Annotated in this window: 21 protein-coding genes; 14 read left to right on the forward strand and 7 right to left on the reverse strand. The window is 69.8% G+C overall.

Annotated elements, in window-relative coordinates; translation table 11 throughout:
* The first annotated feature begins 63 nt into the window (after nucleotides 1-63).
* From ACN6M5_RS17235 to ACN6M5_RS17250, 4 genes are all read left to right on the forward strand, one after another.
* Entirely contained in the window at nucleotides 64-1,209 is a 1,146-nt protein-coding gene (locus ACN6M5_RS17235; protein WP_434951715.1) for a glutamate--cysteine ligase, read from the forward strand.
* An 86-nt stretch (nucleotides 1,210-1,295) separates the two neighbouring features.
* Nucleotides 1,296-1,730 carry a VOC family protein gene (locus ACN6M5_RS17240; RefSeq protein WP_085370989.1) on the forward strand — a complete coding sequence of 145 codons (435 nt, stop codon included), beginning with the start codon at nucleotides 1,296-1,298 and terminating at the stop codon, nucleotides 1,728-1,730.
* A gap of 5 nt (nucleotides 1,731-1,735) precedes the next feature.
* On the forward strand, nucleotides 1,736-2,377 hold the full coding sequence (locus ACN6M5_RS17245) for a winged helix-turn-helix transcriptional regulator (protein WP_085370990.1): 642 nt from the start codon (nucleotides 1,736-1,738) through the stop codon (nucleotides 2,375-2,377).
* Between the two features lie 68 nt (nucleotides 2,378-2,445).
* Nucleotides 2,446-2,724 carry a hypothetical protein gene (locus tag ACN6M5_RS17250; RefSeq protein WP_085370991.1) on the forward strand — a complete coding sequence of 93 codons (279 nt, stop codon included), beginning with the start codon at nucleotides 2,446-2,448 and terminating at the stop codon, nucleotides 2,722-2,724.
* A 30-nt stretch (nucleotides 2,725-2,754) separates the two neighbouring features.
* On the opposite strand, the gene ACN6M5_RS17255 is transcribed toward ACN6M5_RS17250, so the two are convergent.
* Complete coding sequence (locus tag ACN6M5_RS17255; RefSeq protein WP_434951718.1) at nucleotides 2,755-3,696, reverse strand: helix-turn-helix domain-containing protein; 942 nt, start codon at nucleotides 3,694-3,696, stop codon at nucleotides 2,755-2,757.
* A 101-nt stretch (nucleotides 3,697-3,797) separates the two neighbouring features.
* On the opposite strand from ACN6M5_RS17255, the gene ACN6M5_RS17260 reads away from it, so the two are divergent.
* Nucleotides 3,798-5,120 (forward strand): APC family permease, encoded by a 1,323-nt coding sequence (locus tag ACN6M5_RS17260; RefSeq protein WP_085370993.1) that lies wholly within the window; start codon nucleotides 3,798-3,800, stop codon nucleotides 5,118-5,120.
* A gap of 7 nt (nucleotides 5,121-5,127) precedes the next feature.
* Nucleotides 5,128-6,147 carry a LacI family DNA-binding transcriptional regulator gene (locus ACN6M5_RS17265; RefSeq protein ID WP_434951720.1) on the forward strand — a complete coding sequence of 340 codons (1,020 nt, stop codon included), beginning with the start codon at nucleotides 5,128-5,130 and terminating at the stop codon, nucleotides 6,145-6,147.
* A gap of 5 nt (nucleotides 6,148-6,152) precedes the next feature.
* On the opposite strand, the gene soxR is transcribed toward ACN6M5_RS17265, so the two are convergent.
* The gene (gene soxR, locus ACN6M5_RS17270; protein ID WP_434951722.1) at nucleotides 6,153-6,617 is read right to left on the reverse strand and encodes a redox-sensitive transcriptional activator SoxR; all 465 of its coding nucleotides are present in this window, start codon (nucleotides 6,615-6,617) and stop codon (nucleotides 6,153-6,155) included.
* Between the two features lie 36 nt (nucleotides 6,618-6,653).
* On the opposite strand from soxR, the gene ACN6M5_RS17275 reads away from it, so the two are divergent.
* The gene (locus tag ACN6M5_RS17275; protein ID WP_168688693.1) at nucleotides 6,654-8,069 is read left to right on the forward strand and encodes an MFS transporter; all 1,416 of its coding nucleotides are present in this window, start codon (nucleotides 6,654-6,656) and stop codon (nucleotides 8,067-8,069) included.
* Between the two features lie 184 nt (nucleotides 8,070-8,253).
* Nucleotides 8,254-8,673: a DUF5684 domain-containing protein gene (locus tag ACN6M5_RS17280; protein WP_256922111.1), complete on the forward strand. Its 420-nt coding sequence runs from the start codon at nucleotides 8,254-8,256 to the stop codon at nucleotides 8,671-8,673.
* 87 nt (nucleotides 8,674-8,760) lie between these two features.
* Here the strand turns inward: ACN6M5_RS17280 and ACN6M5_RS17285 are convergent, their stop codons facing one another.
* Entirely contained in the window at nucleotides 8,761-10,113 is a 1,353-nt protein-coding gene (locus tag ACN6M5_RS17285; RefSeq protein ID WP_434951725.1) for an MFS transporter, read from the reverse strand.
* Nucleotides 10,114-10,255: 142 nt separating this feature from the next.
* On the opposite strand from ACN6M5_RS17285, the gene ACN6M5_RS17290 reads away from it, so the two are divergent.
* Nucleotides 10,256-11,122 (forward strand): shikimate dehydrogenase, encoded by an 867-nt coding sequence (locus ACN6M5_RS17290; RefSeq protein WP_434951727.1) that lies wholly within the window; start codon nucleotides 10,256-10,258, stop codon nucleotides 11,120-11,122.
* Nucleotides 11,122-12,984, forward strand: coding sequence for a bifunctional sugar phosphate isomerase/epimerase/4-hydroxyphenylpyruvate dioxygenase family protein (locus ACN6M5_RS17295; protein ID WP_434951729.1), 1,863 nt, complete (start codon nucleotides 11,122-11,124; stop codon nucleotides 12,982-12,984). Before ACN6M5_RS17290 ends, ACN6M5_RS17295 begins: the two co-directional genes overlap by 1 nt.
* A gap of 42 nt (nucleotides 12,985-13,026) precedes the next feature.
* Here the strand turns inward: ACN6M5_RS17295 and xylB are convergent, their stop codons facing one another.
* From xylB to ACN6M5_RS17315, 4 genes are all read right to left on the reverse strand, one after another.
* Nucleotides 13,027-14,460 carry a xylulokinase gene (xylB, locus tag ACN6M5_RS17300; RefSeq protein WP_434951731.1) on the reverse strand — a complete coding sequence of 478 codons (1,434 nt, stop codon included), beginning with the start codon at nucleotides 14,458-14,460 and terminating at the stop codon, nucleotides 13,027-13,029.
* Between the two features lie 97 nt (nucleotides 14,461-14,557).
* On the reverse strand, nucleotides 14,558-15,748 hold the full coding sequence (gene xylA, locus ACN6M5_RS17305) for a xylose isomerase (RefSeq protein ID WP_085371001.1): 1,191 nt from the start codon (nucleotides 15,746-15,748) through the stop codon (nucleotides 14,558-14,560).
* Nucleotides 15,749-15,759: 11 nt separating this feature from the next.
* Complete coding sequence (locus ACN6M5_RS17310; protein WP_434951734.1) at nucleotides 15,760-17,016, reverse strand: endo-1,4-beta-xylanase; 1,257 nt, start codon at nucleotides 17,014-17,016, stop codon at nucleotides 15,760-15,762.
* A gap of 75 nt (nucleotides 17,017-17,091) precedes the next feature.
* Complete coding sequence (locus tag ACN6M5_RS17315; protein WP_434951736.1) at nucleotides 17,092-18,120, reverse strand: LacI family DNA-binding transcriptional regulator; 1,029 nt, start codon at nucleotides 18,118-18,120, stop codon at nucleotides 17,092-17,094.
* 167 nt (nucleotides 18,121-18,287) lie between these two features.
* Here ACN6M5_RS17315 and ACN6M5_RS17320 point away from each other — a divergent pair, with 167 nt between their 5' ends.
* The 4 genes from ACN6M5_RS17320 (at nucleotide 18,288) to ACN6M5_RS17335 (ending at nucleotide 24,037) form a co-directional block, all read left to right on the forward strand.
* On the forward strand, nucleotides 18,288-19,577 hold the full coding sequence (locus ACN6M5_RS17320; protein WP_434951738.1) for an ABC transporter substrate-binding protein: 1,290 nt from the start codon (nucleotides 18,288-18,290) through the stop codon (nucleotides 19,575-19,577).
* Between the two features lie 9 nt (nucleotides 19,578-19,586).
* Entirely contained in the window at nucleotides 19,587-20,618 is a 1,032-nt protein-coding gene (locus ACN6M5_RS17325; protein ID WP_434951740.1) for a carbohydrate ABC transporter permease, read from the forward strand.
* On the forward strand, nucleotides 20,618-21,514 hold the full coding sequence (locus ACN6M5_RS17330) for a carbohydrate ABC transporter permease (protein ID WP_434951742.1): 897 nt from the start codon (nucleotides 20,618-20,620) through the stop codon (nucleotides 21,512-21,514). Before ACN6M5_RS17325 ends, ACN6M5_RS17330 begins: the two co-directional genes overlap by 1 nt.
* Nucleotides 21,515-21,616: 102 nt before the next feature.
* Entirely contained in the window at nucleotides 21,617-24,037 is a 2,421-nt protein-coding gene (locus ACN6M5_RS17335; RefSeq protein WP_434951744.1) for a beta-xylosidase/alpha-l-arabinosidase, read from the forward strand.

The following is a 24,037-nucleotide window of genomic DNA, read 5'->3' on the forward strand; positions in this document are numbered from 1 at the left end:
TCACAACCTGGAGGTTCCCGCTAGGGGCTGGCCACGGCAGGTGCTGGCGCGGATAGTTGGTCTATGAGGACTTTCGGGGTGGAGGAAGAACTGCTGCTCGTCGACGAGCGCACCGGCGCTCCGATGGCCGTCGCCCCGCAGGCGCTCGCCGCGGCCGAGGCCGACGACGCGCGCGCGAGGAACGGGGCGGAGGAGCCCGGTCCCCAGCTCTCGGCCGAGATCCACCAGGAGATGATCGAGACGCAGACCAGGCCGGTCACCTCCACGGACGAGCTGCTGACCGACATCGTCGCGGGCAGGGAGCGGGCAGACAGGCTGGCCCGCACACTCGGCGCGCGCGCGGTCGCGGTGGGGATGTCGCCGCTGCCGGTCCAGCCGCATCCCACGCAGAAGGACCGCTACGACGAGATGATGCGCCGCTACGGCGCCACCGCACAGACGACGCTCGTCTGCGGCTGCCACGTGCACGTCGGCATCGAGTCGCGCGAGGAGGGCGTCGCCATCCTGGACAGGATCAGGACCTGGCTGCCGCTGCTGCTCGCCCTGAGCGCAAACTCGCCGTTCGCCGGAGGCGGGGACACCGGATATGCGAGCTTCCGTTTCCTCGCCTGGCACCAGTGGCAGAGCGCAGGGCCGACGGACGTGTTCGGTTCGGTGGAGGAGTACGACAGATTCGAACGGCTGCTCGTCGACACCGAGGTGATCATGGACTACGGCATGGTCTACCTCGATGCCCGCCTGTCGCACAAGCAGCCGACGATCGAGGTGCGCATCGCCGACGTCTGCCTGGATGCGCGGGATGCCGTCGTCCTGGCCGCGATCGTCCGCGCCCTGGTCGACACCGCGGCGGCGGACTGGCACGCCGGGGAGCGGCCGTCCGATCTGCCGGCCGCCGCACTGCGCCTGGCCGGGTGGCAGGCGGCGCTGACCGGTGTGCACGGCCGGCTGCCGCATCCCCAGCACGGGGCGGGCGCAGACATCACGGACGCACTGGATGCGCTGGTCGTCCACATCCGGAGGGCGCTGGAGGCCAACGGCGACGCCGCTCTCGTGCACGACGGGCTGGCGAGAATCGTGGCGTCCGGGGGAGGGGCCGGCAGGCAGCGCGCGGCGTTCGCGGTGCGCGGCAGCCTCGAGGATGTGGTGCAGGCAGCGGTGGATGCGACGCACGAGCTGAGTCCGTCCGGCGACGATCTGCCCGTCTCCTGACGGGGTATTGTCCGAGGTATTGACTCCTCACTTGTTTTTTGCAAGTGTTAACGCGTCCACAGACGGACCGACCTGAGGAGACCACAATGACCGCGATGTTCGTCAACCTGCCGGTGACCGACCTGGAACGCGCGAAGGCGTTCTACACGGCGGTCGGGTTCACCATCAATCCGCTCTTCACCGACCACAACGCGGCCTGCGTCGTCGTCGAGGAGGACCACAGCTACTTCATGATCCTGGTGCGCGAGTACTTCCAGACCTTCACCGACCTGCCGATCGGCGACCCCGCTGTGAACCCGTCCGTGTCGACCGCGATCTTCCTCGACAGCCGCGAGGACGTGGACAAGACCATCGCGGACGGCATCGCCGCCGGCGGCTCCGAGGCACGTCCCGCCTCCGACTACGGCTTCATGTACCAGCGCCAGCTCAACGACCCGGACGGCAACCTCCTCGAATTCGGCTGGATGGACCCGGTCGCCGCCGAGCAGGGACCGGCCGCCGCCGCGAACCAGCAGGCCTGAGGGCGATGGCAGCACGCGACTACGGGCAGTACTCCGGCTTCTCGCAGGCTCTCGAGCTGGTGGGGGAGCGGTGGGCGATGCTCATCGTCCGCGACCTGCTCGTGGGGCCGCGCCGGTACGGGGAGCTCGCGGCCGGGCTTCCGCGCATCCCGAGCAACATCCTCGCCGCGCGGCTGAAGGAGCTGCAGGCGGCCGGGGTGCTGCATCGCGTTCCGCACTCGCGGGTGATCGTCTACGAGCTGACGCCGTACGGCCGGGAGCTCGAACCGGTGGTGCTCGCGCTCGGTGCGTGGGGATTCAAGACCCTGAGCGAGCCGAGGGAGGAGCAGATCATCACGCCGGACTCGATGACGATGGATCTGCGGACCGCGTTCCGCCCGCAGGTCGCCGCCGCCCTGCCGACCACGGCGTACGGTGCGCGGTTCGGGGAGGCCGAGCTGCACATCCGGGTGGACGGCACGACGCTGGATGTGACGCGCGGCGACGGACCGGTCGACCTCGCCTTCTCCACCGGCCCGGACATCCGGAGGCTGATCTCCGGCGAACTCGCCCCGGAGCGGGCGATCGAGACGGGCGTCGTGGAGGTGCTGCGGGGGCGCGGAGACCTGCTCGACCGCTTCGCGAGCACCTTCCACCTGGCCGCCTGAACGGAATCGCGTGACCCTGTGCGCCTGACCGCTACCGTGCGGGCGGGATAGCGCATACTCTTCCGAACATGACCGGGAACCAGCTCGACCACCAGCACGCGGTCTACAGCTATGGCACGACGCCGCTCACGCTCATGTACAGCCCGACGGCAACGGCCGCGTGGGAGGTCTACTACGGCGGGGAGTACCTCGGGCTGATCGAGGAGGTGCGGACCGCCGGCGAGGCGTGGCCGATGTTCGTGGCCAGGCTGCCCGGCGAGGAGGAGGACGCCGGGACCGCCGGGGCCGCGCCATCCAGGGACTGGCGGCTCGCGGTCGAGGTGCTGGCGGTGCACGCCGGGCTCTGAGCGGGCCGCGCGGGCGGGCGCGGGGTCGCGTCAGCAGCCGAGCGTCTGCTCCGGACTCGTGCCGAACCGGAAGCGGTAGTGCGCCTCGAAGGCGTCGACATCGACGAATCCCCATCGCGCCGCCACCGCAGCCACCCCGCCGTGCACGTCGGTCTTCCCCTCGCGCAGGTCGCGGTGGGCGGCGGAGAGCCGCACGCTGTGCAGGTACTGGTCTGCGGTGTACGGCAGGTGCATGTCGAACGCCCTGTCGAGTTCGGGCACGGTGGTGCCCGCCGCGGTGGCGATGTCGTCGACGGTGATGGGCAGCGACGCGTGGTCGTCGATGTAGCTGACGGCCCTCTTGAAGGCGACAGCCCGGGATGCGACGGTCGTGCGCCGCGCCTGGTGATCGCCGGTCAGTGGGAACGCCTCGATGGTCGCGATGGCCAGCTGGCGATAGATGGATGCGCGGACCAGGTCGTTCTCGAACGCCTCCGTCAGCGCGGTCTGCCTGGCCAGTCTCGCAACCGCGAGCCAGTGCTCGCCCAGCGCCCTGGTGACGGGGAGCGCCGAATCGAAGCGCATGGTCACTCCGTCGCCGAACTGCGCTGCGGCCGTCGCGGCCAGGCTCTCGACGGTGATGCTCACCGCGCTCACGTCCGCGTGGGAGACCGAGGCGTCGAGCCGCCGGCCGGGCTGGAAGATCGCGGGACTCTGACTGAGGTCCCCCTCTTCGCCACCCGTCCGCCAGAGGTAGCTGCCGACGACGGACGCGACCGTGAAGAACGGCAGCTCGGCCGCGCACTCCACGTCGCCGTCGAACAGGTGGCGGGCGACGACGAAACGATTCTCGCCGTGTACCTCCTCGGCGTAGCGGAGGCCGTTGGTGTGCGGGTCCGTGCCGAGCACGATCGAGGCGTACGTGGCCTGCAGTTTCGCCTCGGCCGTGTCGACGTCGCGCGTGACAGTGGAGTCGTGAAACGTCTCAGACACCTGTGTCTCCTTGCACGTGCGGTCCTGCGGTCGAAATGCAAGCATACGTCTCCGTGCGGCGACATTCTGCCGATGTCGGCGGCCACCGCCATGATGGAGGAATGACGGACAGCGGGCCATCGATCGCGCGCGCCCGCGGCGCGACACCGGATGCACCGCCTGGCGCCACACACGGGCATCTCGGCGTCGCAGGGGGCACCGCCCTCTACGTCGCCGCCGTGCTCGGCACGGGCATCCTGGTGCTGCCGGCGCTCGCCGCGTCGGTCGCCGGCCCTGGCTCGATCATCGCCGTCGCGGCGCTCGCCGTCATCTCCATCCCGCTGGCGGCGACGTTCGCCGCTCTCGCCAGGCGGCATCCGGATGCGGGTGGTGTCGCCACGTTCGCCCGCCGCGCGTTCGGGCCGACCGCCGCCCGCGTCATCAGCTACTGGTTCTTCTTCGGCACGCCGATCGGTGCGCCCATCGCGGCCCTGATGACGGCGAGATACGTGGTCGCCGTGATCGGCGGGGATGCGCTGACCACCGTGCTGATCGCCATCGGACTGATGGTGATCCCGGTGATCGTCACGGCGTTCGGCGTGCGATTTGCAGGCTGGTTGCAGCTCGTCCTGTCCGCTGCCCTGGTGGCCGTGCTCGTGTTCGTGCTCGCGGCCGCCGTCCCGCACTCCGATCCGGCCAACCTGCAGCCGCTGCTCCCGCACGGCTGGGAGGGCGTCGGGCTCGCGATGAGCCTCTACATCTGGGCGTTCGCCGGGTGGGAGGCCGTGGCGGGGATCGGCGGCGAGTTCCGAAACCCGCGGCGGGACATTCCGCGGGCGACAGCGCTGGCGCTGGTGATCGTGTCCGCGGCATACCTGGCCATCCAGACGGTGACGGTGCTCGTGCTCGGCGACGCGGCTTCGACGAGTGCCGTGCCTCTTCTCGACCTCGTGACGGTGTCGTCCGGCCCGGGCGGCGGGGTGGTGGTGGCCGTGATCGCCGCCATCGTGGTCACCGGGGTGTTCAACGCCTACCTCGCCGCGTTCAGCAAGCTGGGCGCCGCGATGGGCAGAGACGGCGACCTGCCGCGCTGGTTCGGCAGGGGAGCCGAGAACGGCGGGATCGCCCGGCGCGGCCTGCTCCTATCCGCGGTGATCATGGCCGCGTACTCCGCACTGGTCCTCGCGAGCGGCGACCTGCAGCCGTTCATCCTGGTGCACACCAGCATCGCGGCGGCCGTGTACGCGCTCGGCGTCGCGTCGGCGCTCGTGCTGCTGCCGCGCTGGTCGCTCGGCTGGTGGATGTCCCTCGCCTCCTGCGTCTTCGCCGCCGGTCTCCTCCTGCTCGCCGGCTGGCACCTCGTCTTCCCGCTCGTCCTCGCCGTCGCCGCCCTCCTCATCCGCCCCCGCCGCGGGAGCGGGAGCGCGCGTGGGCGGAGCGCATAATGAGGGGATGACGCACGACGACGCTGCGAGCCGGGCCGCCAGCATGCGCGATGTCGCGCGGGTGGCGGGGGTCTCGCACCAGACGGTGTCGCGCGTCCTGAACGGGCACCCGAGCATCCGGGACTCGACGCGCGAGCGGGTCGTGCGGGCGATGGACGAACTGCACTACCGGCCCAACCGCGCCGCACGGGCGCTCGTCACCGCCCGGTCGAACACGATCGGCGTGCTCGCCGCCTCCGCCGCCGCGCTCTACGGGCCGGTGTCGAGCATGGGCGCGATCCAGTCCGCCGGGCGCGAGGCCGGGTACTACGTGGCGGTCGCGCAGCTCGCCGACCTCACCGAGGAGAGCATCGCCGACGGGATCGACCATCTGCTCGCCCAGGCGGTGGAGGGGATCGTCGTGATCGCGCCGCAGGAGCGGGTGCTCGACCTCATCGCCTCCACCGGGCTGGATGTGCCGTACGTGACCATGCAGGCGGGCGACCAGTATGCGGAGAGAGAACTCTCTGTCGACCAGCTCGCCGGGGCCCGCGCTGCAACCCGCCACCTGATCGACCTCGGCCACCGCAGGATCGTGCACGTCTCCGGGCCGCTCGGCTGGATCGAGGCGCAGGCCAGGCTGCGCGGCTACCAGGACGAGCTGCGCGCATCCGGCCTCGACGTGCTTTCCCCGATCCGCGGCGACTGGACGGCGCAGTCCGGCTACGCGGCAGGGGAGGAGCTGCTCGCCGACCCGGCCATCACGGGCGTGTTCGCCTCCAACGACCAGCTGGCCCTCGGCATCATGCACGTCGCCCGCGACCAGGGCAGAGACATCCCGGGCGACCTGAGCGTGGTCGGTTTCGACGACATCCCGGAGGCCGCCCACTTCTGCCCTCCGCTCACGACGGTCAGGCAGGATTTCGCCGAGCTCGGCCGCCGCTGCGTCGCCCGGCTGGTGGCCGAGATCGAGTCGACCGCCGAGCCGCACCCCGGCAACGTGCAGCCCGCGCTGATCGTGCGCGCGTCCACGGCGCCGCCGCGCTGAACGCGTCAGTCCTCCTCCTCGGTCGCGCCGTCCAGCCACCTCCGTGGCCCAGGCCCGCTGCCGCCGAGCTCGTCCGATGGGTTCTGCAGCGCGCAGGTGCGCAGGCTGAGGCACCCGCATCCCATGCACCCGGTGAGGTCGTCGCGCAGATGCTCCAGGTCTCTGATCCGTTCGTCGAGCGCATCCCGCCACAGCCGGGAGAGCCGTGCCCAGTCCTTCTTCGTCGGCGTCCTGCCCTCCGGCAGCGAGTCGAGCGCGAGGCGGATCTCGGCGAGCGGCACGCCCACCCGCTGCGACACCCGGATGAACGCCACCCGCCGCAGCACATCGCGCCGGTATCGCCGCTGGTTGCCCGCCGTCCGCTCGCTGCTGATCAGGCCCTGCCGCTCGTAGAAGTGCAGGGCGGAGACGGCGACGCCGCTGCGGGAAGCGATGTCGCCGACGCTGAGGATCGGTTCGGAAGGAGTCATTGACCTCAACCGTAGTTGAGGTCCTAGGCTCGCACCATGACCACTGACGACCGCGAACGCACAAGCACGCCCCTGCAGCAGGGAGCCGCGGTCGCCGACCTCCCGCCACCCGGCGGCGTCCTGAGCGCCCGCTATCGCTGGGTCAGCATCGGGATGTGCGCGCTCATCATGCTCGCGGCGTTCGAGGCGCTCGCGGTCACCACGATCATGCCGACCGTGAGCCGCGAACTCGACGGCGCGAGCCTCTACGCGTTCGCCTTCGCCGGACCGCTCGCCGTGAGCGTCGTCGGCATGGTGCTCGCCGGGGCGTGGTGCGACAGGGGAAGTCCCCGCAACGCGCTGTTCGCCTCGGTCGGGATGTTCGTGGCCGGGCTGCTCGTGGTGGGCACCGCCCAGAACATGGGCGTCTTCGTCGCCGGCCGGCTCATCCATGGGTTCGGCGGCGGCGCACTGACGGTGGCGCTGTACGTGATCGTCGCGCGGGTGTACCCGCCGAACCTGCACGCCAAGATCTTCGCCGGGTTCGCGGCGGCCTGGGTGATCCCGTCGCTCGTCGGTCCGCTGATCGCTGGAGCGCTCGCTGAGTCGGTCGGCTGGCGCTGGGTGTTCCTCGGCGTCGTGGGGCTGGCCGTGCTCGCCATGCTGATGGTCGTGCCCGCCATGCGCGGCGTGCACCGGCCGGACGAGGGGGAGGAGCGCCCGCCGCTCGACCTGCGGCGCATCGGCTGGGCGGTGCTGGTCGCCGTCGCGGTGCTCGCGCTCAACCTGACCGCCGAGGCCCGCGGGCCCGTGCAGTGGATCGCACCTGTCTTCGCTGTCGCTGTCGCGATCGTCGCCATCCGGCCGCTGCTGCCGCCGCGCGCCCTGCGCGCCGCCCGGGGGCTGCCGAGCGTGATCCTCGTGCGTGCGCTCGTCGCCGCGACGTTCTTCGCTGCCGAGGTCTACGTGCCGCTGCTGCTGGTGACCGAGTTCGGCCTCACCGCGGCCCTGTCCGGCCTCGCGCTGACGGCGGCCGGGGTGAGCTGGGCGGCGGCGTCGTGGGTGCAGGGCCGGTTCCCCGCCATCGGCAACCGGCTGGCGGCCCGCCTCGGCTCGATCGGGCTGAGCGTCGCGATCGCCTCACTGCTGCTGACCGCGCTGCTGCACCTGTCTCCGGTGGTCGTGGTGGTCGGCTGGGCGTTCGCCGGTGCCGGCATGGGGATCCTCTACCCGCGCCTCGGCGTGCTGACGCTCGAGTACTCCACCACGGAGAACCAGGGCTTCAACAGTTCTGCGCTCTCCATCGCGGACGCGATCGGCTCCGCGATCTCGCTCGCCGCGACCGCGATCGTGTTCGCCGCGCTCTCCGGGCTGGGCGGCGCGTGGCCGTTCGTCGGGGCGTTCGCCTTCACGGGCATCCTGTGCCTGGCGTCGTGGGTCGCCGGGCCGCGCATCCTGGTGTCGCGCCGCTGACGCGCGCCCTCACAGACTCGTCGCGGCGGCGCCGGACGGCTCCCGAACCGCGGGGCCGAGCGACAGCCGTCCGCCGCCGCGACGATACGCGGTCGCCGTCCGTGCGACACGCCCGGTTCACCTGGCGTCCCCCTGTTGAAACGCTGAATGGATACTGTCATTTCCGTTCAGAGAGAGGACACCCATGTTCCCCATCGCCCTGGCCGCCGACGGCCTGATCGCCACCGAGACCACCGCATACAACCCGGTGCCGTCCATCATCGGCGGCCTCATCGGATACATCCTTGTCGTCATCGCCCTGTGGCCCGTCTTCACCAAGGCGGGCAAGCCGGGCTGGGGCGCGCTCATCCCGATCTACAACACCTACCTGCTGGTGAAGATCGGTGGATTCCACGGTGCGCTGGTGATCCTGTACTTCATCCCGATCGTCAACATCATCGTCGCGATCATCGTCGCGCTCGGCGTCGGCCGCGCGTTCGGCAAGGGGGCCGCCTTCAGCATCTTCCTGCTCTGGCTGTTCGCGATCATCGGCTACTTCATCGTCGGCTACGGCAGCTCGCAGTACGTCGGCCCCGGCGGACGTCGCGAGGCGGTCACCGCGTAAGCACGCGAGAACGAAACGGAGAAGGTGCGGTCGGGAGTCCCGGCCGCACCTTTCTCGTTCGTGCCGCTTCTGTTTCGGGCCGCCAGGTCAGCGCATCGCGACCGGCTCCGGCGCATCGACGGCACGGGATGCGCCATCCAGCCCCAGCCGGTCGGTCGGCACGTGCGCCGTCTCGCGCGCCGTGAGCGCCGCGACGGAGGCCAGCACGGCGATGCCCGCCGTGAAGAGCGAGATGACCACCCAGCCGTTCTCGCCGGTGCCGCCGAGTGCGGTGACGATGCTCGGGGTGAACCCGGCGGCCAGGAAGCCGAGCTGGGTGCCGATCGCGACGCCGGAGAACCGGACGCGCCGCGAGAACATCTCGTTGTAGAACGCCGGCCAGACCGCGTTCGACGCCGCGTACCCGCAGGAGAACGTCGCGACCGAGAGCGCGAAGACGATGAGCATGTTCGGCTGCGACATCGACACCAGATAGAACGGCATGAGCGCGGCGCTCGCCAGCGCACCGTAGACGAACACGGGCTTGCGGCCGATCCGGTCGGCGAGCATCCCGAACAGCGGCTGGGTCGCGATGGCGACCGCGTTGGCCGCGACGACGAGCCAGAGGGTGAGTTCCTTGTCGACGCCGACGCTGATCCCGTATGCGATGGCCAGGCTGCCGAACACGGTCGACACGGCGGCGATGGTCGCGCAGAGCACGACGCGGAGCACATCCCGCCAGTGGTCGCGCAGCAGGTCGGCCACCGGCAGCTTGGCCAGTTCGCCGTTGTTCTTCGCGCTCTCGAACTCCGGGGACTCCGGCAGCGAGCGGCGCACCACGAACGCGATCACGACCACGAGCGCCGACAGCCAGAACGGGATGCGCCAGCCGATCGAATACGTGAACTCGTCCGGCGCGGCCAGGATCGGGATGAACGCGAGCGCTGCCAGAATCTGGCCGCCCTGCGTGCCGGTGAGCGTCCAGGAGGTGAAGAACGCCCTGCGGTTCTCCGGCGCGTGCTCGAGCGTCATCGAGCTGGCGCCCGCCTGCTCGCCGGCGGCGGAGAGGCCCTGCATCAGCCGGCAGAGCACCAGGAGCACCGGGGCGAACCAGCCGATGGCCGAGAAGGTCGGCAGGCAGCCGATGATGAAGGTCGACATGCCCATCAGGACGAGGGTGAAGACGAGCACCTTCTGGCGCCCGATCCTGTCGCCGAAGTGGCCGAGGAAGATGGCGCCGATGGGGCGCGCGATGTACGCGAACCCGAACGTCGCGAACGACATCACCTGCGCGTTCGTGTCGGCGTCCGGAAAGAAGACGTGCGGGAAGATCAGCGCCGCCGCCGTTCCGAAGATGAAGAAGTCGTAGTACTCGACCGCGGAGCCGAGGAAGCTGGCCACGGCCGCACGCCGCGGCGTCTTGCTGGGGGAGGTGCTGGGGGGAGGGGCGGTTGTCGTCATTGAATCGTCCTCGCGTACGTCAGAGTGAATGCTTCACACAACTTAAATGCTGCATGAATCATACGGTACGTTAGAAAGGTGACGGGGTCGGTGTCAACTGAATCCCAACATCCAATTTCTGCAGCGAGGAGGCGCAACGAGCGTGGTAGGCGAGTCGTATCTCGTGGGACTGATCGGCGACGGCGTTCTCCCGTCGCTCACCCCACCCATGCACGAAGCGGAGGGCGACGCACACGGGATGCGCTACCTCTACCGCCCGCTGGACTTGGCCGTCCTGGGCAGGCGCGCCGACGAGGTCGGGGCGATCATCGCGGAGGGCAGGGCGCTCGGCTTCTCCGCCTTCAACGTCACCCACCCGTGCAAGCGGGAGGTGCTCTCCGCCCTGGATGAGGTCGATCCGGTGGCCGCAGGGGTGGGTGCAGCGAACACGGTGCTCATCGTCGACGGGAAGCTGGTCGGCCACAACACGGACGTCACCGGGTTCGCGTCGGCGCTCGCCGCCGGTCTGCCGGGAGCGGACCTCGGCTCTGTGGTGCTGATCGGCGCGGGAGGTGCAGGCGGGGCCGTCGCCCACGCGCTGCTCGGTGCCGGGGTCGCGCGTCTCGCGATCGTGGACGTCGTCCCCGCCTCCGCGGCCAGGCTCGCCGCGGACACCGCCGCCGCCTTCCCGGCGGCACGGGTCTCCTCAGCGGCCCCCGCCGACCTCGCGGCCCTCCTCGCCGACGCGGACGGCCTCGTCAACGCGAGCTTCGTCGGCATGCACTCGCACCCGGGCATCCCGGTGGACGCGACGCTCCTGCATCCCGGTCTCTGGGTGGCGGACATCGTCTACCGGCCCGTGGTCACCGAGCTCGTCGCCGCGGCACGCGCAGCGGGGTGCCGCGTGCTCGACGGCGGGCAGATGGCCGTCGGCCAGGCGGCGGACGCCTTCCGCCTCATCACCGGCCGCGAGCCGGACAGGGCCAGGATGCACGCCCACTTCCTCGACCTCGTGGCGCAGGGCCGCTGATGCAAACCTCCATCGCCACGGTCTGCCTCTCCGGCACCATCGTCGACAAGCTGCACGCGGCGGCCGACGCCGGTTTCGACGCGGTGGAGATCTTCGAACCGGACCTGGTGGTGGCCCAGCAGTCGCCGGAGGAGCTGCGCGCGCTGAGCGACAGGCTCGGGCTCGAGCTGTCGCTGTACCAGCCGTTCCGGGATGCGGAGGGCGTCAGCGACGACGCCTTCCGTGCCGTGCTCCACCGCGCGGAGGCCAAGTTCGAGCTGATGGAGCGGCTCGGCATCGACACGGTGCTCGTGTGCAGCAACGTGGCCACAGCGACCGTCGACGACGACGCCGTCTCCGCCTCCCAGCTGGCGCGGCTGGCGGACAGGGCGGCGGCGCGCGGGATGCGCATCGCGTACGAGGCCCTCGCCTGGGGCCGCTTCGTGGACGACTACCGCCGCTCCTGGCGGATCGTGGAACTGGCAGGACACGAGGCGCTCGGCGTCTGCCTGGACAGCTTCCACATCCTGTCGCGCGGGCACGACCCGGCCGGGATCGAGGGCATCCCCGGCGAGAAGGTGTTCTTCGTGCAGCTGGCCGACGCCCCACTGCTGTCGCTGGATGTGCTCTCCTGGAGCCGTCACCACCGTCTCTTCCCCGGCGAGGGCGGCTTCGACCTGCCCGCGTTCCTCGCGCACGTCGTGCGCGGCGGCTATCGCGGTCCCCTGTCGCTCGAAGTGTTCAACGACACCTTCCGCCAGACCGACGCGTGGCGCACGGCCCGGCACGCGCACCGGTCGCTGCGCGTGCTCGAAGACGCGACGGCGCGGCTGCTGGCGAGCGCGCCCGGCGGCGCGGCCGATTCCGCCGCGGCCGATCCCGCAGCGCAGGACCTCGCCACCGTCACCGCCGTGCCGGAGCCGCGCGGCTTCGACTTCGTGGAGATCAAGGCCGAGAACACCGACGCCGTCGCCGCCCTGCTGGACCAGCTGGGGTTCGCGTTCGCCGGGCAGCACAGGACGAAGGAGGTGCGCCTCTGGTCACAGGGCGGTGCCAGGGTGATCCTCAACGAGCAGCAGGCGCGCGGCCGTGAGCCGTCCATCGCCGCGGTGGGTCTCGACGTCGCAGACCCGGCGGCGGCAGCGTCGCGGGCGGCGGCGCTGAGCGTTCCTCGCGCGTTCCGCCGCACGAGCGCCCAGGATCAGGACCTCCCCGCCGTGGTCGCCCCGGACGGCACCGAGATCTTCTGGTCGACCCGGACGCCCGGATCGGCGGCTCCGGACTGGGTGGCCGAGTTCACCGGGGGCTTCGGTGCCGGAGACGCGGCCATCCGCGGAATCGACCACGTCAACCTCGCCCAGTCCGCCGCCGATTTCGACGAGGCCGTGCTGTTCTACGGAAGCCTGCTCGCGCTGCGGCCGTCGGCCACGACCGAGGTGGCCGGCCCTGTCGGGCTGGTCCGCAGCCAGGTGGTCCGCTCGCGCGACGGCGGCGTGCGGTTCGCGCTCAACGTCGCTCCGTCGCTGTCCGAGCGCGACGCGACCCCGGATGCGCAGCCCTTCGCCCAGCACGTCGCCATCTCCTGCTCGGACGTGCTCGGCCTGGCCAGGCGAGCGCGGGAGCGGGGCCTGCGGTTCCTGCCCGTCCCGGCCAACTACTACGAGGATCTCGCCGCACGCTTCGACCTCGGCGCGGAGAGGGTCGCCGAACTGCGCTCGCTCGACCTGCTCTACGACCGCGACGCAGACGGCGAGTTCGTGCACTTCTACACGCCGACGCTCGGCAGCGTCTTCATCGAGCTGGTCCAGCGGGTCGGCGGATACGACGGCTACGGCGCTGGCAACGCCCCGGTGCGGATGGCCGCACAGCACGCCGCGGCCTGAGCGCGGTCGCGCATTCGCCACCGCGCCCGGACCACCCGGCGCTCAGGCTCCCGCGGTCGCGCGTGCGTACTGCTCGCGGATCACCGGGCGGGTGTCGACCGCGAGCGCCGGTGCAGCATCCACCGTCCACTCCGGCCGTTCGCCCGTCAGCGCCCACGCGGCCTGCACCGCCGCGCCGTTCGCCACGTACTCGCCCGGCGCAGGCACCACGACGGGAGCGTCGAACACCTGCGCGGCGATGGCGGCGACCGCACGGTTCTGCGCGGCCCCGCCGATCAGGAGCACGCGCTTCTCGCGCACGCCCACCGTGCGCACGGCGTCGAGGCCGTCCGCGAGCCCGCAGAGCATCCCTTCGATGGCGGCGCGGGCGAACGTGGACGGGCGGGTGCTGGCGATGGTGAGCCCGTGGATGCTCGCCGTGGCGTCCGGCAGGTTCGGGGTGCGCTCTCCCTCGAAGTACGGCACGAGGACGACGCCTTCCGCGCCGGGCTCGGCGGACAGCGCAAGGTCGGCCAGTTCGTCGAAGTCGACGGAGAGCAGGCCGGAGATGGAGCTGAGCACGCGGGCCGCGTTGAGCGTCGCGATCAGCGGCAGACTGAGCCCGCTGGCGTCTGCGAAGCCTGCGACCGTTCCGCTCTCGTCGGACACGGGGGCATCGGTCACCGCGAACACCGTTCCGCTGGTTCCGATGGAGACGACCACATCGCCGTCAGCGGCACCGAGCCCGAGCGCTGCGCCCGCGTTGTCGCCGGCGCCGGGTCCCACCAGGACGCCGGACGGGGTGCGTCCGGCCGACTCCGCCGGCCCGAGCACCCGCGGGAGCACGATGCCGTCGCCGGCCGTGCCTGCCTCCCGGGCCGCGCGGCCGAAGGCGCGCGAAAACAGGTCGAGATCGTACGCCCCGGATGCGGCGCCCCAGTATGCGGTGCCGCTCGCGTCCGAGCGATCGGTCGTCAGCGCGTCGAGGTCGGGGCCCAGCTCGCTCTCGCCCTCCGGGCCGTAGCCGAGCAGACGCCAGGTGAGCCAGTCGTGGGGGAGCGCGACCGCTGCCACGCGTTCCGCGTTCGCCGGCTCCGCGTCGCGCAGCCAGCGCAGCTTGGTCGCCGTGAAGGAGGCGACGGGGACGACGCCGACGCGGGCAGCGTATTCGGCGGCTCCGACCTCGTCGATGAGGTCGCGGGCGGCCTGGGCGGAGCGGGTGTCGTTCCAGAGCAGGGCGTCGCGGACGACCCGGCCCTGCGCATCCAGTGTCACCATGCCGTGCTGCTGCCCGGCGATGGACACCGCTGCCACGTCGTCGAGTCCGCCGGCCTCCTCGATGGCCTGCTGCAGGGCGGCCCACCAGGCGGCGGGATCGACCTCGGTGCCATCGGGATGCGCGGCACGCCCGTACCGCACGACGGCTCCCGTTTCGAGGTCGCGCACGACCACCTTGCAGCTCTGCGTCGATGAGTCGACTCCGGCGACCAGCGTCATCCGCTCTGTCCTTTCCGATGAATGGGGGAGAGGGGCGCCCGGTTCGCGGGCGCCCCTCGAGGTGTTTCAGGTGTGGTTCAGTCGCTTTTCAGCGGGTTCAGCGAGCGCCGAGCAGGTGCTCGAGCGCCAGCTGCTGCAGCCGCACGAAGCCGAAGCCCTTGCCGCCGAAGTACGCGTCGGCGTCGAAGTCCTCGTACGAGGCGCGGTCGGCCAGCAGGTCGTCGTAGCTCTCGCCGTCGGCCAGCGTGGTCTGCGCGAGCTGGGTGACGCGCGACGCCTCGAGCGCCTCCTGCACCTCGGGGTCGGCGCGGAACGCCTGCGCGCGCTCCTTGAGGAGCAGGTAGGTGCGCATGTTCGCCGCTGCGGAGTCCCAGACGCCGGTGATGTCCTCGGTGCGCGACGGCTTGTAGTCGAAGTGGCGGGGGCCGTCGTACGACGGGCCGCCGTTCGGGCCGCCGTTCTCGAGCAGGTCGACGAGGGCGAACGCGTTCTGCAGGTCGCCGTGACCGAAGACCAGGTCCTGGTCGTACTTGATGCCGCGCTGACCGTTGAGGTCGATGTGGAACAGCTTGCCCTGGTAGAGCGCCTGGGCGATGCCTGCGGCGAAGTTCAGGCCGGCCATCTGCTCGTGTCCGACCTCCGGGTTCACGCCGACCAGCTCGGGGCGCTCCAGCGTCTCGATGAACGCCATCGCGTGGCCGACCGTCGGGAGGAGGATGTCGCCGCGGGGCTCGTTCGGCTTCGGCTCGATGGCGAAGCGGATGTCGTATCCCTTGTCGGTGACATACTGGCCGAGCAGGTTGACGGCCTCGCGGTAGCGCTCCAGCGCGGCGCGGATGTCCTTGGCGGAGTCGTACTCCGCACCCTCGCGGCCACCCCACATGACGAACGTCTTGGCGCCGAGCTCGGCGGCCAGGTCGAGGTTGCGGAGCACCTTGCGCAGCGCGAAGCGGCGAACGGCGCGGTCGTTGGAGGTGAAGCCGCCGTCTTTGAAGACCGGCGCGCTGAACAGGTTGGTGGTCACCATCGGGACGATCACGCCGGTGTCGGCGAGCGCGCCCTTGAGGCGGTCGATCTGCTTCTGGCGTTCGGCGTCGGTGGAGCCGAAGGCGAAGAGGTCGTCGTCGTGGAAGGTCAGACCGTATGCGCCGAGCTCGTTGAGCTTGGTGACGGCCTCGACGACGTCGAGCTGCGGGCGGGTGGGGCCGCCGAACGGGTCGGTGCCGTTGTATCCGATGGTCCAGAGTCCGAACGAGAACTTGTCCTCGCGCGTGGGTGTGGCAGTCATAGCAGTTTCCTTCAATTGTTCGATGGGATGGAGATCTGAATGCGATCGGTGGTTCGGTCGATGGTGATCGGGGTGGCCGTGTCGCCGACACGGACCAGGTAGTCGCCGCTGAAGCCGGAGACGGCGACGCGTCCGTTCTCGTCGGCGATGGTGGTGGTGGGGCTCAGCCACCACTCGTCGGCGATGAGCCTGCGCAGCGCCTCGTACGACGGCTTGGGCGTCCCGTCCGCGCGGACCAGGCCGATCGGCGCGCCGAGCCACGCACCGGCGTCGGTGAGACCCCAGTACGTGATCGCTTCGACGGAGGGATGCGCGACCAGCGACCGGTAGTGCCGCACCAGTTCGTCGGCCTGCCGCTCTTCGCCCTCCGGCGTCGACGGCCACTCGCGGATCTGGTAGTCGTTGAGGTCGACGATGTCGGCCGGCATGAGGTGCCCGGACACCAGCGAGGTCTCCGTCAGGTGCAGGGGAAGGCCGTAGCGGGCGAACCGGTCGACCGTCGCGAGCACGGCGTCCTCGCCCCAGTAGCCCTGGTGCATGTGGGTCTGCAGGCCGACGGCGTCGATCGGGATGCCGGCCTCCAGCACGCCCTCGATCAGGCACTCGTACGCGGTCGACAGGTCGAAGTCGTTGAGCAGCAGCTTCACGTTCGGGTTGGCGGCGCGGGCCTCCTCGAACGCCATCCGGATCATGGCGATGCGTCCCTTGGCGCGGGCGAGCGGGGTGATCGCGTTGTCGCCGTTGTCGAACACCGGCATGATGACGACCTCGTTGATGGCGTCCCAGGTGTCGATCAGGCCATCGAAGTCGTGCACCTCGCGGCGGATGCGCTCGCGCTGCAGTCGCTCGACCTCGTCGAGCGGCAGGCTGAGCAGCCAGTCCGGCTGGACGGTGTGCCAGACCAGCGGGTGGCCCTTGAGCGCGACGCCGCGGTCGCGGAACCAGCGGGCGGTGCGCTGCAGCCTGGCGGTGTCCGGCTCTCCGCGGCGCGGCTCGAAGCGGCCCCAGTAGAACGGGAGCGTCGCGGTGTTGAACACGCCGGTGTACAGCTCGGCGAGACGTTCGTCCGCCTCGTTCCCCTCCCCGTTCGCCAGGCCGATGAAGTCGAAGCCGATGTTGCCGAAGCCGAACGCGTGCCTGGTCTGCTCGACGGTGACCTCGGCGCCGGCCAGCGGTTCTCCTCGCGCATCCAGGACCGTGACGACGGCCTCGTGGATGCGGTGGGCCGGCGCCGTGGTCGACGGCTCGGCTGCGGAATAGATCGACACTGATTCACTCTCGGAGGGGAATTGTTGTTTCTAAGAACATATCAGCGAGAGCGGCCGATGGGAAATGCGAATTTCTCAGACGGTCGGGGCGGGACCCGTGCTCGCCCGGACGACCAGCTCGGCAGGGAGGTGCACGCCGGAGGCGACGGGCTGCCCGTCCAGGAGGGCGAGCAGCATCTGCAGCGCACGCTCTCCGAGTTCGTGCAGCGGCTGCGCGACGGTGGTCAGCGGCGGGGTGGAGTTCGCCGCATCCGGGATGTCGTCGAAGCCGACGATCGAGAGATCCTCCGGCACCCGCAGACCCAGCTCCCTGGCGACGGTGAGCACGCCGATCGCCGAGGTGTCGTTGGCGGCGAAGACCGCCGTCGGCCGGTCCGGCCTGTCCAGCAGCTCGCGCGCCACGACGGCGGACTGTGCCGCGGAGTACTCGCCGTACAGCACCAGACCCTGGTCGAACGGGATGCCCGCCTCCTGGAGCGCCTGGCGGTAGCCGTCCTCGCGGAGCTGGGCGGAGGCCAGATCCCGTCGGCCACGGATGTGCGCGATCCTGGTGTGCCCCAGCCCGATCAGGTGGCGGACGGCGACGAGCGCGCCTCCCACGTTGTCCGAGTCGATCGTCGCCGGGCCGCCCTGCCCGGTGTGCGGGTCGATCGCCACGACCGGGATGGACGAGCTCGGGATGAGCGTGGTGGGCGTCACGATGATCGCCCCGTCGATGAGCGTGCCGGCCAGGCGGGACAGCGACTTGCGCTCCCACCCGACGCTGCTCACGCCGGAGACGAGCCCGGTGTACGCGAGCAGCTCGTATCCCGTGCCGGTGGCGGCGACCGAGATGCCCTTCAGCAGCTCGACGGAGAACGGCTCGAACTCGGCGACGAGGATGCCGATGACGTTGGTGCTGCGCCTGCGCAGGCTGCTCGCGACGAGCGACGTCTCGTAGCCGAGCTCGTTCACCACCTCCATCACGCGCTGCGAGGTGGTGGCCGCGACGCCGTAGCGTTCGTTGACCACCTTGGAGACGGTGGACACCGAGACCCCTGCCGCACGGGCGACGTCGTTGATCGTCACCCTGCCGAAGGCGGCGGGGTCGAGTTCCGTGGACATAGTGGACACAGTACCGTGCGCCCAGCGGTTTTCCAGGTTTGCAGCGACATTTCGATAACGTTGTCGAAAACGTTATCGACATCGTTTGACAAATCACAGGATGGGATGCGAAGCTCTCGGCGGGCGGACGAATGTGCGTCAATGAGGACAACCAAGGAGTTTCCACAATGAAGAGGAAAATTCGAGCGGCGGGCTTGCTCGCACTCGTCGCGAGCACAGCCCTTCTCGCAACGGCGTGTAGTGGCGACGGCGGCAACTCTGCTGACGGCAAGGTCACGATGACCTTCTGGCACAACTCCACCACCGGACCGGGCAAGGCGTACTGGCAGCAGACGGTCGCGGACTTCGAGAAGGCCAACCCCAACGTCACGATCAAGATCCAGTCCATCCAGAACGAAGACATGGACGGCAAGCTGCAGACCGCGCTGAACTCCGGCGACGGCCCCGACATCTTCATGGCACGCGGTGGCGGAAAGCTCGCCGACGTCGTCGCAGCAGGTCAGGCGATGGACATCAGCGACAAGATCGACTCCGCGACCAAGTCGGCGGTCAGCGAGGGCGTCCTGAACTCGTTCGCCGTCGACGGCAAGATCTACGGCATGCCGACCGCTGTGCTCCCCGGCGGCATCTACTACAGCCAGGACCTCTACAAGGCAGCGGGCGTCACCTCGACGCCGACCACCATCCCCGAGCTCGAGGCGACGGTCGAGGCCGTCAAGAAGACCGGCGTTCAGCCGATCGCTCTCGGTGGCAAGGACGCATGGCCCGCAGCGCACTGGTACTACTTCTTCGCCCTCCGCGAGTGCTCGCAGGACACGATGAACAAGGCGGCCAAGTCGCGCAGCTTCGACGACAACTGCTGGCTCAAGGCCGGTGAGGACCTCCAGTCCTTCGCCGCGACGAAGCCGTTCAACGACGGCTTCCTGACCACCACAGCACAGCAGGGCGCAGGCAGCTCCGCCGGTCTCGTCGCCAACCACAAGGCGTCGATGGAACTGATGGGCGCCTGGGACCCGGGAGTGATCGCATCCCTCACCCCCGACCAGAAGCCGCTGGCCGACCTCAGCTGGTTCCCGTTCCCCGCGATCGACGGCGGCAAGGGCAAGGCTGACGCGATGATGGGTGGCGTCGACGGCTTCACCTGTGCAGCGAAGGCTCCGAAGGAGTGCCCGGAGTTCCTCAACTTCTTCATGCAGAAGAAGTACCAGGAAGGTTACGCGACCGCGTTCCAGACCCTCCCTGCGAGCAAGGACGCCCAGGATGTCGTCACCGACCCTGCACTGAAGTCGATCCTCGAGGCATACAACAAGGCACCGTACGTGTCCGTCTGGCTCGACACCCTCTACGGCCAGAGCGTCGGTAACGCCCTGAACGCCGGGGTCGTCGACATGCTCGCAGGCAAGGGCAGCCCGGAGGCGATCGTCAAGGCCGTCAACGACGCCGGAGCCAAGGGGTAGTTCTCGATCATGAGTGAGTCCCTCGGTGCAAAGTCGGTCATCGACGAGCAACCAGCTCCGAGCGTTCGCACAAGCGGGGGTGACGCCGTCGTGGCGTCACCCCCTGTGCGGTCGCGTCCCCCGCGACGCCGCAGAGGCGGTGGCTGGCGTCAGCGAGCCGAGATCGCCCTGCTGGCCGGTCCCGCGATCATCATGTTCCTGGCGTTCGTCATCTTCCCGGTGGTGCTCGCCGCGTACTACGGCTTCTTCAAGTGGAAGGGCTACGGAGCCCCGACGGACTTCGTGGGGCTCAACAACTACCTGATCATCTTCCAGGACAAGACGTTCCAGGACGCCTTGACGCACAACGGGATCATCCTGGTGCTGTCCCTGGTCATGCAGGGGCCGGTGGCGATCGTCCTCGCCCTGCTCCTCAACCAGAAGATCCGCGGGCGCACCATCATCCGCGTCCTGATCTTCGTGCCGTACGTGATCTCCGAGGTCATCGTCGGAACCGGCTTCAGCCTGATGCTGCAGAGCGCAGGCGCGGTCAACGACCTGCTGCAGAGCATCGGCCTCGGTGCGTTCAAGCAAGACTGGCTGTCCGACCCGAACATCGCGATCTGGTCGCTGATGTTCATCATCTCGTGGAAGTACATCGGCTTCGCCGTGATCCTCTTCCTCGCCGGAATGCAGAGCATCCCGGAGGAGCTGTTCGAGGCGGCGGCCATCGACGGGGCGAGCTACTGGCAGATCCAGCGGCGCATCACGCTTCCGCTGCTCGGCCCGACCATCCGGATCTGGGCGTTCCTGTCGATCATCGGATCCCTGCAGCTGTTCGACCTCGTCTACATCATCTGGGGTCAGTACGTCGCTGCGACGGCCGGGACGTCGACGATGGCGACATACATGGTCGTCAACGGCCGCGGCTCGGGCAACTACGGCTTCGGCAACGCCGTCGCGGTCGTGATGTTCATCATCTCGCTCGTGATCGCCCTGATCTACCAGCGTTTCGTGCTTCGTCGCGACATGGTCGGCGCCATTACGGAGGGTAAGAAGTAATGTCAGCTACGACAGCCGGAACGGTTCAGCCGGTGAGCAGGGAGCAGCGCGGCCGCAGGCAGCGGCTCTCCAAGAACGGTGAGAAGTGGGGCAGCCCCGTCACCTATTTCATCGCGCTGATCTTCATCGCCGTGTGCCTCGCCCCGATCCTCTACACGATCGTCGGCGGCTTCCGCACCAACTCGCAGATCACCACGTCGCCGGCCGGCCTTCCCAACCCCTGGGTGATGGTCAACTACGCCGACGTCCTCACCAGCTCGACCTTCTGGCTGGAGGTCGGCAACTCGGCCATCGTCGGCATCCTGACCACGGTCGGCGTCGTCGCCCTCGGGCTGATGGTCAGCTACGTGCTCGCCCGCTACCAGTTCCGCGGTCGCGGGGCGATCTACTCGCTGTTCGCGGCCGGGCTCATGTTCCCGCTGACCGTGGCGATCACCCCGCTCTACATCCTGGTGAAGGACCTCGGGCTCACCAACAGCCTGGCGGGCGTCATCCTGCCGCAGATCGCGTTCTCCCTGCCGACGACGGTGATCATCCTGGTGCCGTTCATCCGGGCGATCCCGGTCGAACTGGAGGAGGCCGCGGCGCTCGACGGCACCAGCCGTCTCGGGTTCTTCTTCCGGATGGTGATGCCGCTGTCGATCCCGGGTGTCGTGACCACGGGCATCCTTGCGTTCATCGCGAGCTGGAACAGCTATCTGCTGCCGTTGTTCATCCTGAACGACCCGTCCACCTTCACCCTGCCCCTCGGAGTCCAGGCGTTCGCGTCGCAGTACTCCGTCGACACGGCGAAGGTCCTGGCGTTCACGTCGCTCTCGATGATCCCCGCTCTGATCTTCTTCACGATCTTCCAGAAGCGGATCGTCGGCGGCCTGACCGGCGCGGTCAAGGGCTGACCGCGGCCGCCGTCCGTTTCTCGTCCCACTGCATTCAGCTCTCTTTTGTGATTGGTTCCTGTGAAGAAAAGCACTGAGTCCGCGACAGTTCCTCCCGCGGCCATGCCAGACGTGTCGGAGCGTGTTCGCGCGCTCCACGCCCGGATGACCCTCGAAGAGAAGCTCGCGCAGATCGTCGGGTACTGGCTCGATCAGAACGGCCTCGTGGCCCCGATGCAGGGCGAGATGGCCGCTGCTCAGGATGCGAAAGGCAGCCTGGCCGATGTCACCCGGCACGGCATCGGGCACTACACGAGGGTGTACGGCACCCGTCCTGTCGAGCCCGCCGAGCGCGCAGCCTGGCTGTGGAACGAGCAGCGGAGGCTGAAGCGGGAGACCAGGCTGGGCATCCCGGCCCTGGTGCACGAGGAGTGCCTGACCGGGCTGGCGACGTGGAAGGCGGCGACCTTCCCGACGCCGCTCGCGTGGGGTGCGTCGTTCGACCCGGAGCTCGTGGAGGAGGTCGGCGCCGCGATCGGCGACTCGATGAAGCAGCTCGGCATCCACCAGGGCCTCGCCCCGGTGCTCGATGTGATCCGCGACCCTCGCTGGGGCCGGGTCGACGAGTGCATCGCCGAGGACCCGTACCTCGTCGGCACGGTTGGGACCGCATACGTGCGGGGTCTGCAGGAGTCGGGCGTGCACGCAACGCTCAAGCACTTCCTCGGATACTCGTCCTCGCGGGCCGGCCGCAACCACGCGCCCGTGCACGCCGGTCCGCGGGAGATCGCCGACGTGTTCCTGCCCCCGTTCGAGATGGCCATCCTGGATGGCGGCGCCCGCTCGGTGATGAACTCGTACACCGAGATCGACGGTGTCCCCGTCGCCGCGGACCCCGGCCTGCTCACCGGCACGCTGCGCGAGAAGCTGGGCTTCGACGGCGTGGTGGTCGCCGACTACTTCGCCGTGGCGTTCCTGGAGGTCATGCACGCCGTGGCCGCCGACCGCGGCGAGGCGGCAGCCTTGGCGCTCGAGGCCGGCATCGACATCGAGCTGCCGACCGGAGACGCGTACCTGCAGCCGCTGGCCGACCGCATCCGGTCGGGGGAGTTCGACGCGGCGTACGTTGACCGCGCCGTGCTCCGCGCGCTCGCCCAGAAGGAGGAGCTCGGCCTGCTCGACGCCGACGCGTTCGAGGACGAGCCGCCCGCCGAGGTCGACCTCGACTCTCCGCGGCACCGCGAGCTGGCCAGGCGCCTGGCGGAGGAGTCGGTCGTGCTGCTGTCGAACGACGGCGTGCTGCCGCTCGGATCACGCACGACGCCCGTGTCGACCGTCGCCGTGATCGGCCCGAACGCCGACCGTGCAGAGGCGCTGCAGGGCTGCTACTCGTTCGCCAACCACGTGCTGGCCGGACACCCTGGCCTCCCGCTCGGGTTCGAGATCCCGACGGTGCTCGAAGCGCTGCCCACCGCGTTCGCGGACGCAGGGCTGCCCCTTCCGGAGTTCGTGCACGCCGAAGGCTGCACCGTGGAGGGCGACGACGAGTCCGGCTTCGCTGCGGCAGTGGATGCGGCGACCGGCGCCGATCTCGCGGTGGTCGTCGTCGGCGACCAGGCCGGCCTGTTCGGCCGCGGAACGGTCGGCGAGGGCAACGACTCCGAATCGCTCGAGCTGCCCGGTGCCCAGCGGCGCCTGGTCGACGCGGTGATCGCCACGGGCACGCCGGTGGTCATGGTGCTGCTCACCGGCCGTCCGTACGCCATCGACTGGGCGCTGAACGGAGACGCAGCCCCGAGCGCCGTGCTCCAGGCCTTCTTCCCCGGCGAGGGCGGCGGCCCGGCCATCGCCGACATCCTGACCGGACGGGTGAACCCCTCGGGCCGTCTCCCCGTCTCGATGCCGCGCTCGGCCGGCGCGCAGCCATACTCCTACCTGCACCCGATCCTGGGCGGCCCGTCCGATGTGACGGCCACCGACTCCACTCCCGTGCTCCCGTTCGGCTTCGGCCTGACGTACACCTCGTTCGCGTACTCCGACTTCGAGGTCGACGCGGACGCATCCACCGACGGGGCGTTCGCCGCGACGCTGACCGTGACCAACACCGGCTCCGTGCGCGGCACGGACACGGTGCAGCTCTACGGGCACGACGTCACGGCAACGGTCACGCGCCCGGTCGCTCAGCTGCTCGGATACACCAGGGTCGACCTGGAGGCCGGCGAATCCGTGCGGGTGACCTTCGACGTCCCGGCGACCAGGCTCGCGTTCAGCGACCGCAGGATGGTCAGGGTCGTCGAGCCCGGCGACGTGGAGGTGTGGGCGGCGACGCACGCGGCGGCATCCACCGGCCTTCGCGGAGACGAGGTCACCGGCGGTGCGATCGTCAACGAGAAGCAGGCAGACGTGCGCCACATCGCCGGAACGGCGACCAGGCGGGCCATCGTGACCCTGACCGGCGACGTGCACGAGGTGACCGCCGCCGACCGGCGCACGGTCGGAGTGCTGCTGTCCGAGCGGGCAGAGGAGATGGTGGACGCGGTCTAG

Source organism: Leifsonia araucanica (assembly GCF_051161895.1).
In the GTDB taxonomy this organism is placed as follows: domain Bacteria; phylum Actinomycetota; class Actinomycetes; order Actinomycetales; family Microbacteriaceae; genus Leifsonia.

Coding starts and splice junctions, on each gene's coding strand:
- ACN6M5_RS17235 (WP_434951715.1), top strand. CDS start 64: ATGAGGACTTTCGGGGTGGAGGAAGAACTGCTGCTCGTCGACGAGCGC.
- ACN6M5_RS17240 (WP_085370989.1), top strand. CDS start 1,296: ATGACCGCGATGTTCGTCAACCTGCCGGTGACCGACCTGGAACGCGCG.
- ACN6M5_RS17245 (WP_085370990.1), top strand. CDS start 1,736: ATGGCAGCACGCGACTACGGGCAGTACTCCGGCTTCTCGCAGGCTCTC.
- ACN6M5_RS17250 (WP_085370991.1), top strand. CDS start 2,446: ATGACCGGGAACCAGCTCGACCACCAGCACGCGGTCTACAGCTATGGC.
- ACN6M5_RS17260 (WP_085370993.1), top strand. CDS start 3,798: ATGACGGACAGCGGGCCATCGATCGCGCGCGCCCGCGGCGCGACACCG.
- ACN6M5_RS17265 (WP_434951720.1), top strand. CDS start 5,128: ATGACGCACGACGACGCTGCGAGCCGGGCCGCCAGCATGCGCGATGTC.
- soxR (WP_434951722.1), bottom strand. CDS start 6,617: ATGACTCCTTCCGAACCGATCCTCAGCGTCGGCGACATCGCTTCCCGC.
- ACN6M5_RS17275 (WP_168688693.1), top strand. CDS start 6,654: ATGACCACTGACGACCGCGAACGCACAAGCACGCCCCTGCAGCAGGGA.
- ACN6M5_RS17280 (WP_256922111.1), top strand. CDS start 8,254: ATGTTCCCCATCGCCCTGGCCGCCGACGGCCTGATCGCCACCGAGACC.
- ACN6M5_RS17285 (WP_434951725.1), bottom strand. CDS start 10,113: ATGACGACAACCGCCCCTCCCCCCAGCACCTCCCCCAGCAAGACGCCG.
- ACN6M5_RS17295 (WP_434951729.1), top strand. CDS start 11,122: ATGCAAACCTCCATCGCCACGGTCTGCCTCTCCGGCACCATCGTCGAC.
- xylB (WP_434951731.1), bottom strand. CDS start 14,460: ATGACGCTGGTCGCCGGAGTCGACTCATCGACGCAGAGCTGCAAGGTG.
- xylA (WP_085371001.1), bottom strand. CDS start 15,748: ATGACTGCCACACCCACGCGCGAGGACAAGTTCTCGTTCGGACTCTGG.
- ACN6M5_RS17315 (WP_434951736.1), bottom strand. CDS start 18,120: ATGTCCACGGAACTCGACCCCGCCGCCTTCGGCAGGGTGACGATCAAC.
- ACN6M5_RS17320 (WP_434951738.1), top strand. CDS start 18,288: ATGAAGAGGAAAATTCGAGCGGCGGGCTTGCTCGCACTCGTCGCGAGC.
- ACN6M5_RS17325 (WP_434951740.1), top strand. CDS start 19,587: ATGAGTGAGTCCCTCGGTGCAAAGTCGGTCATCGACGAGCAACCAGCT.
- ACN6M5_RS17330 (WP_434951742.1), top strand. CDS start 20,618: ATGTCAGCTACGACAGCCGGAACGGTTCAGCCGGTGAGCAGGGAGCAG.
- ACN6M5_RS17335 (WP_434951744.1), top strand. CDS start 21,617: ATGCCAGACGTGTCGGAGCGTGTTCGCGCGCTCCACGCCCGGATGACC.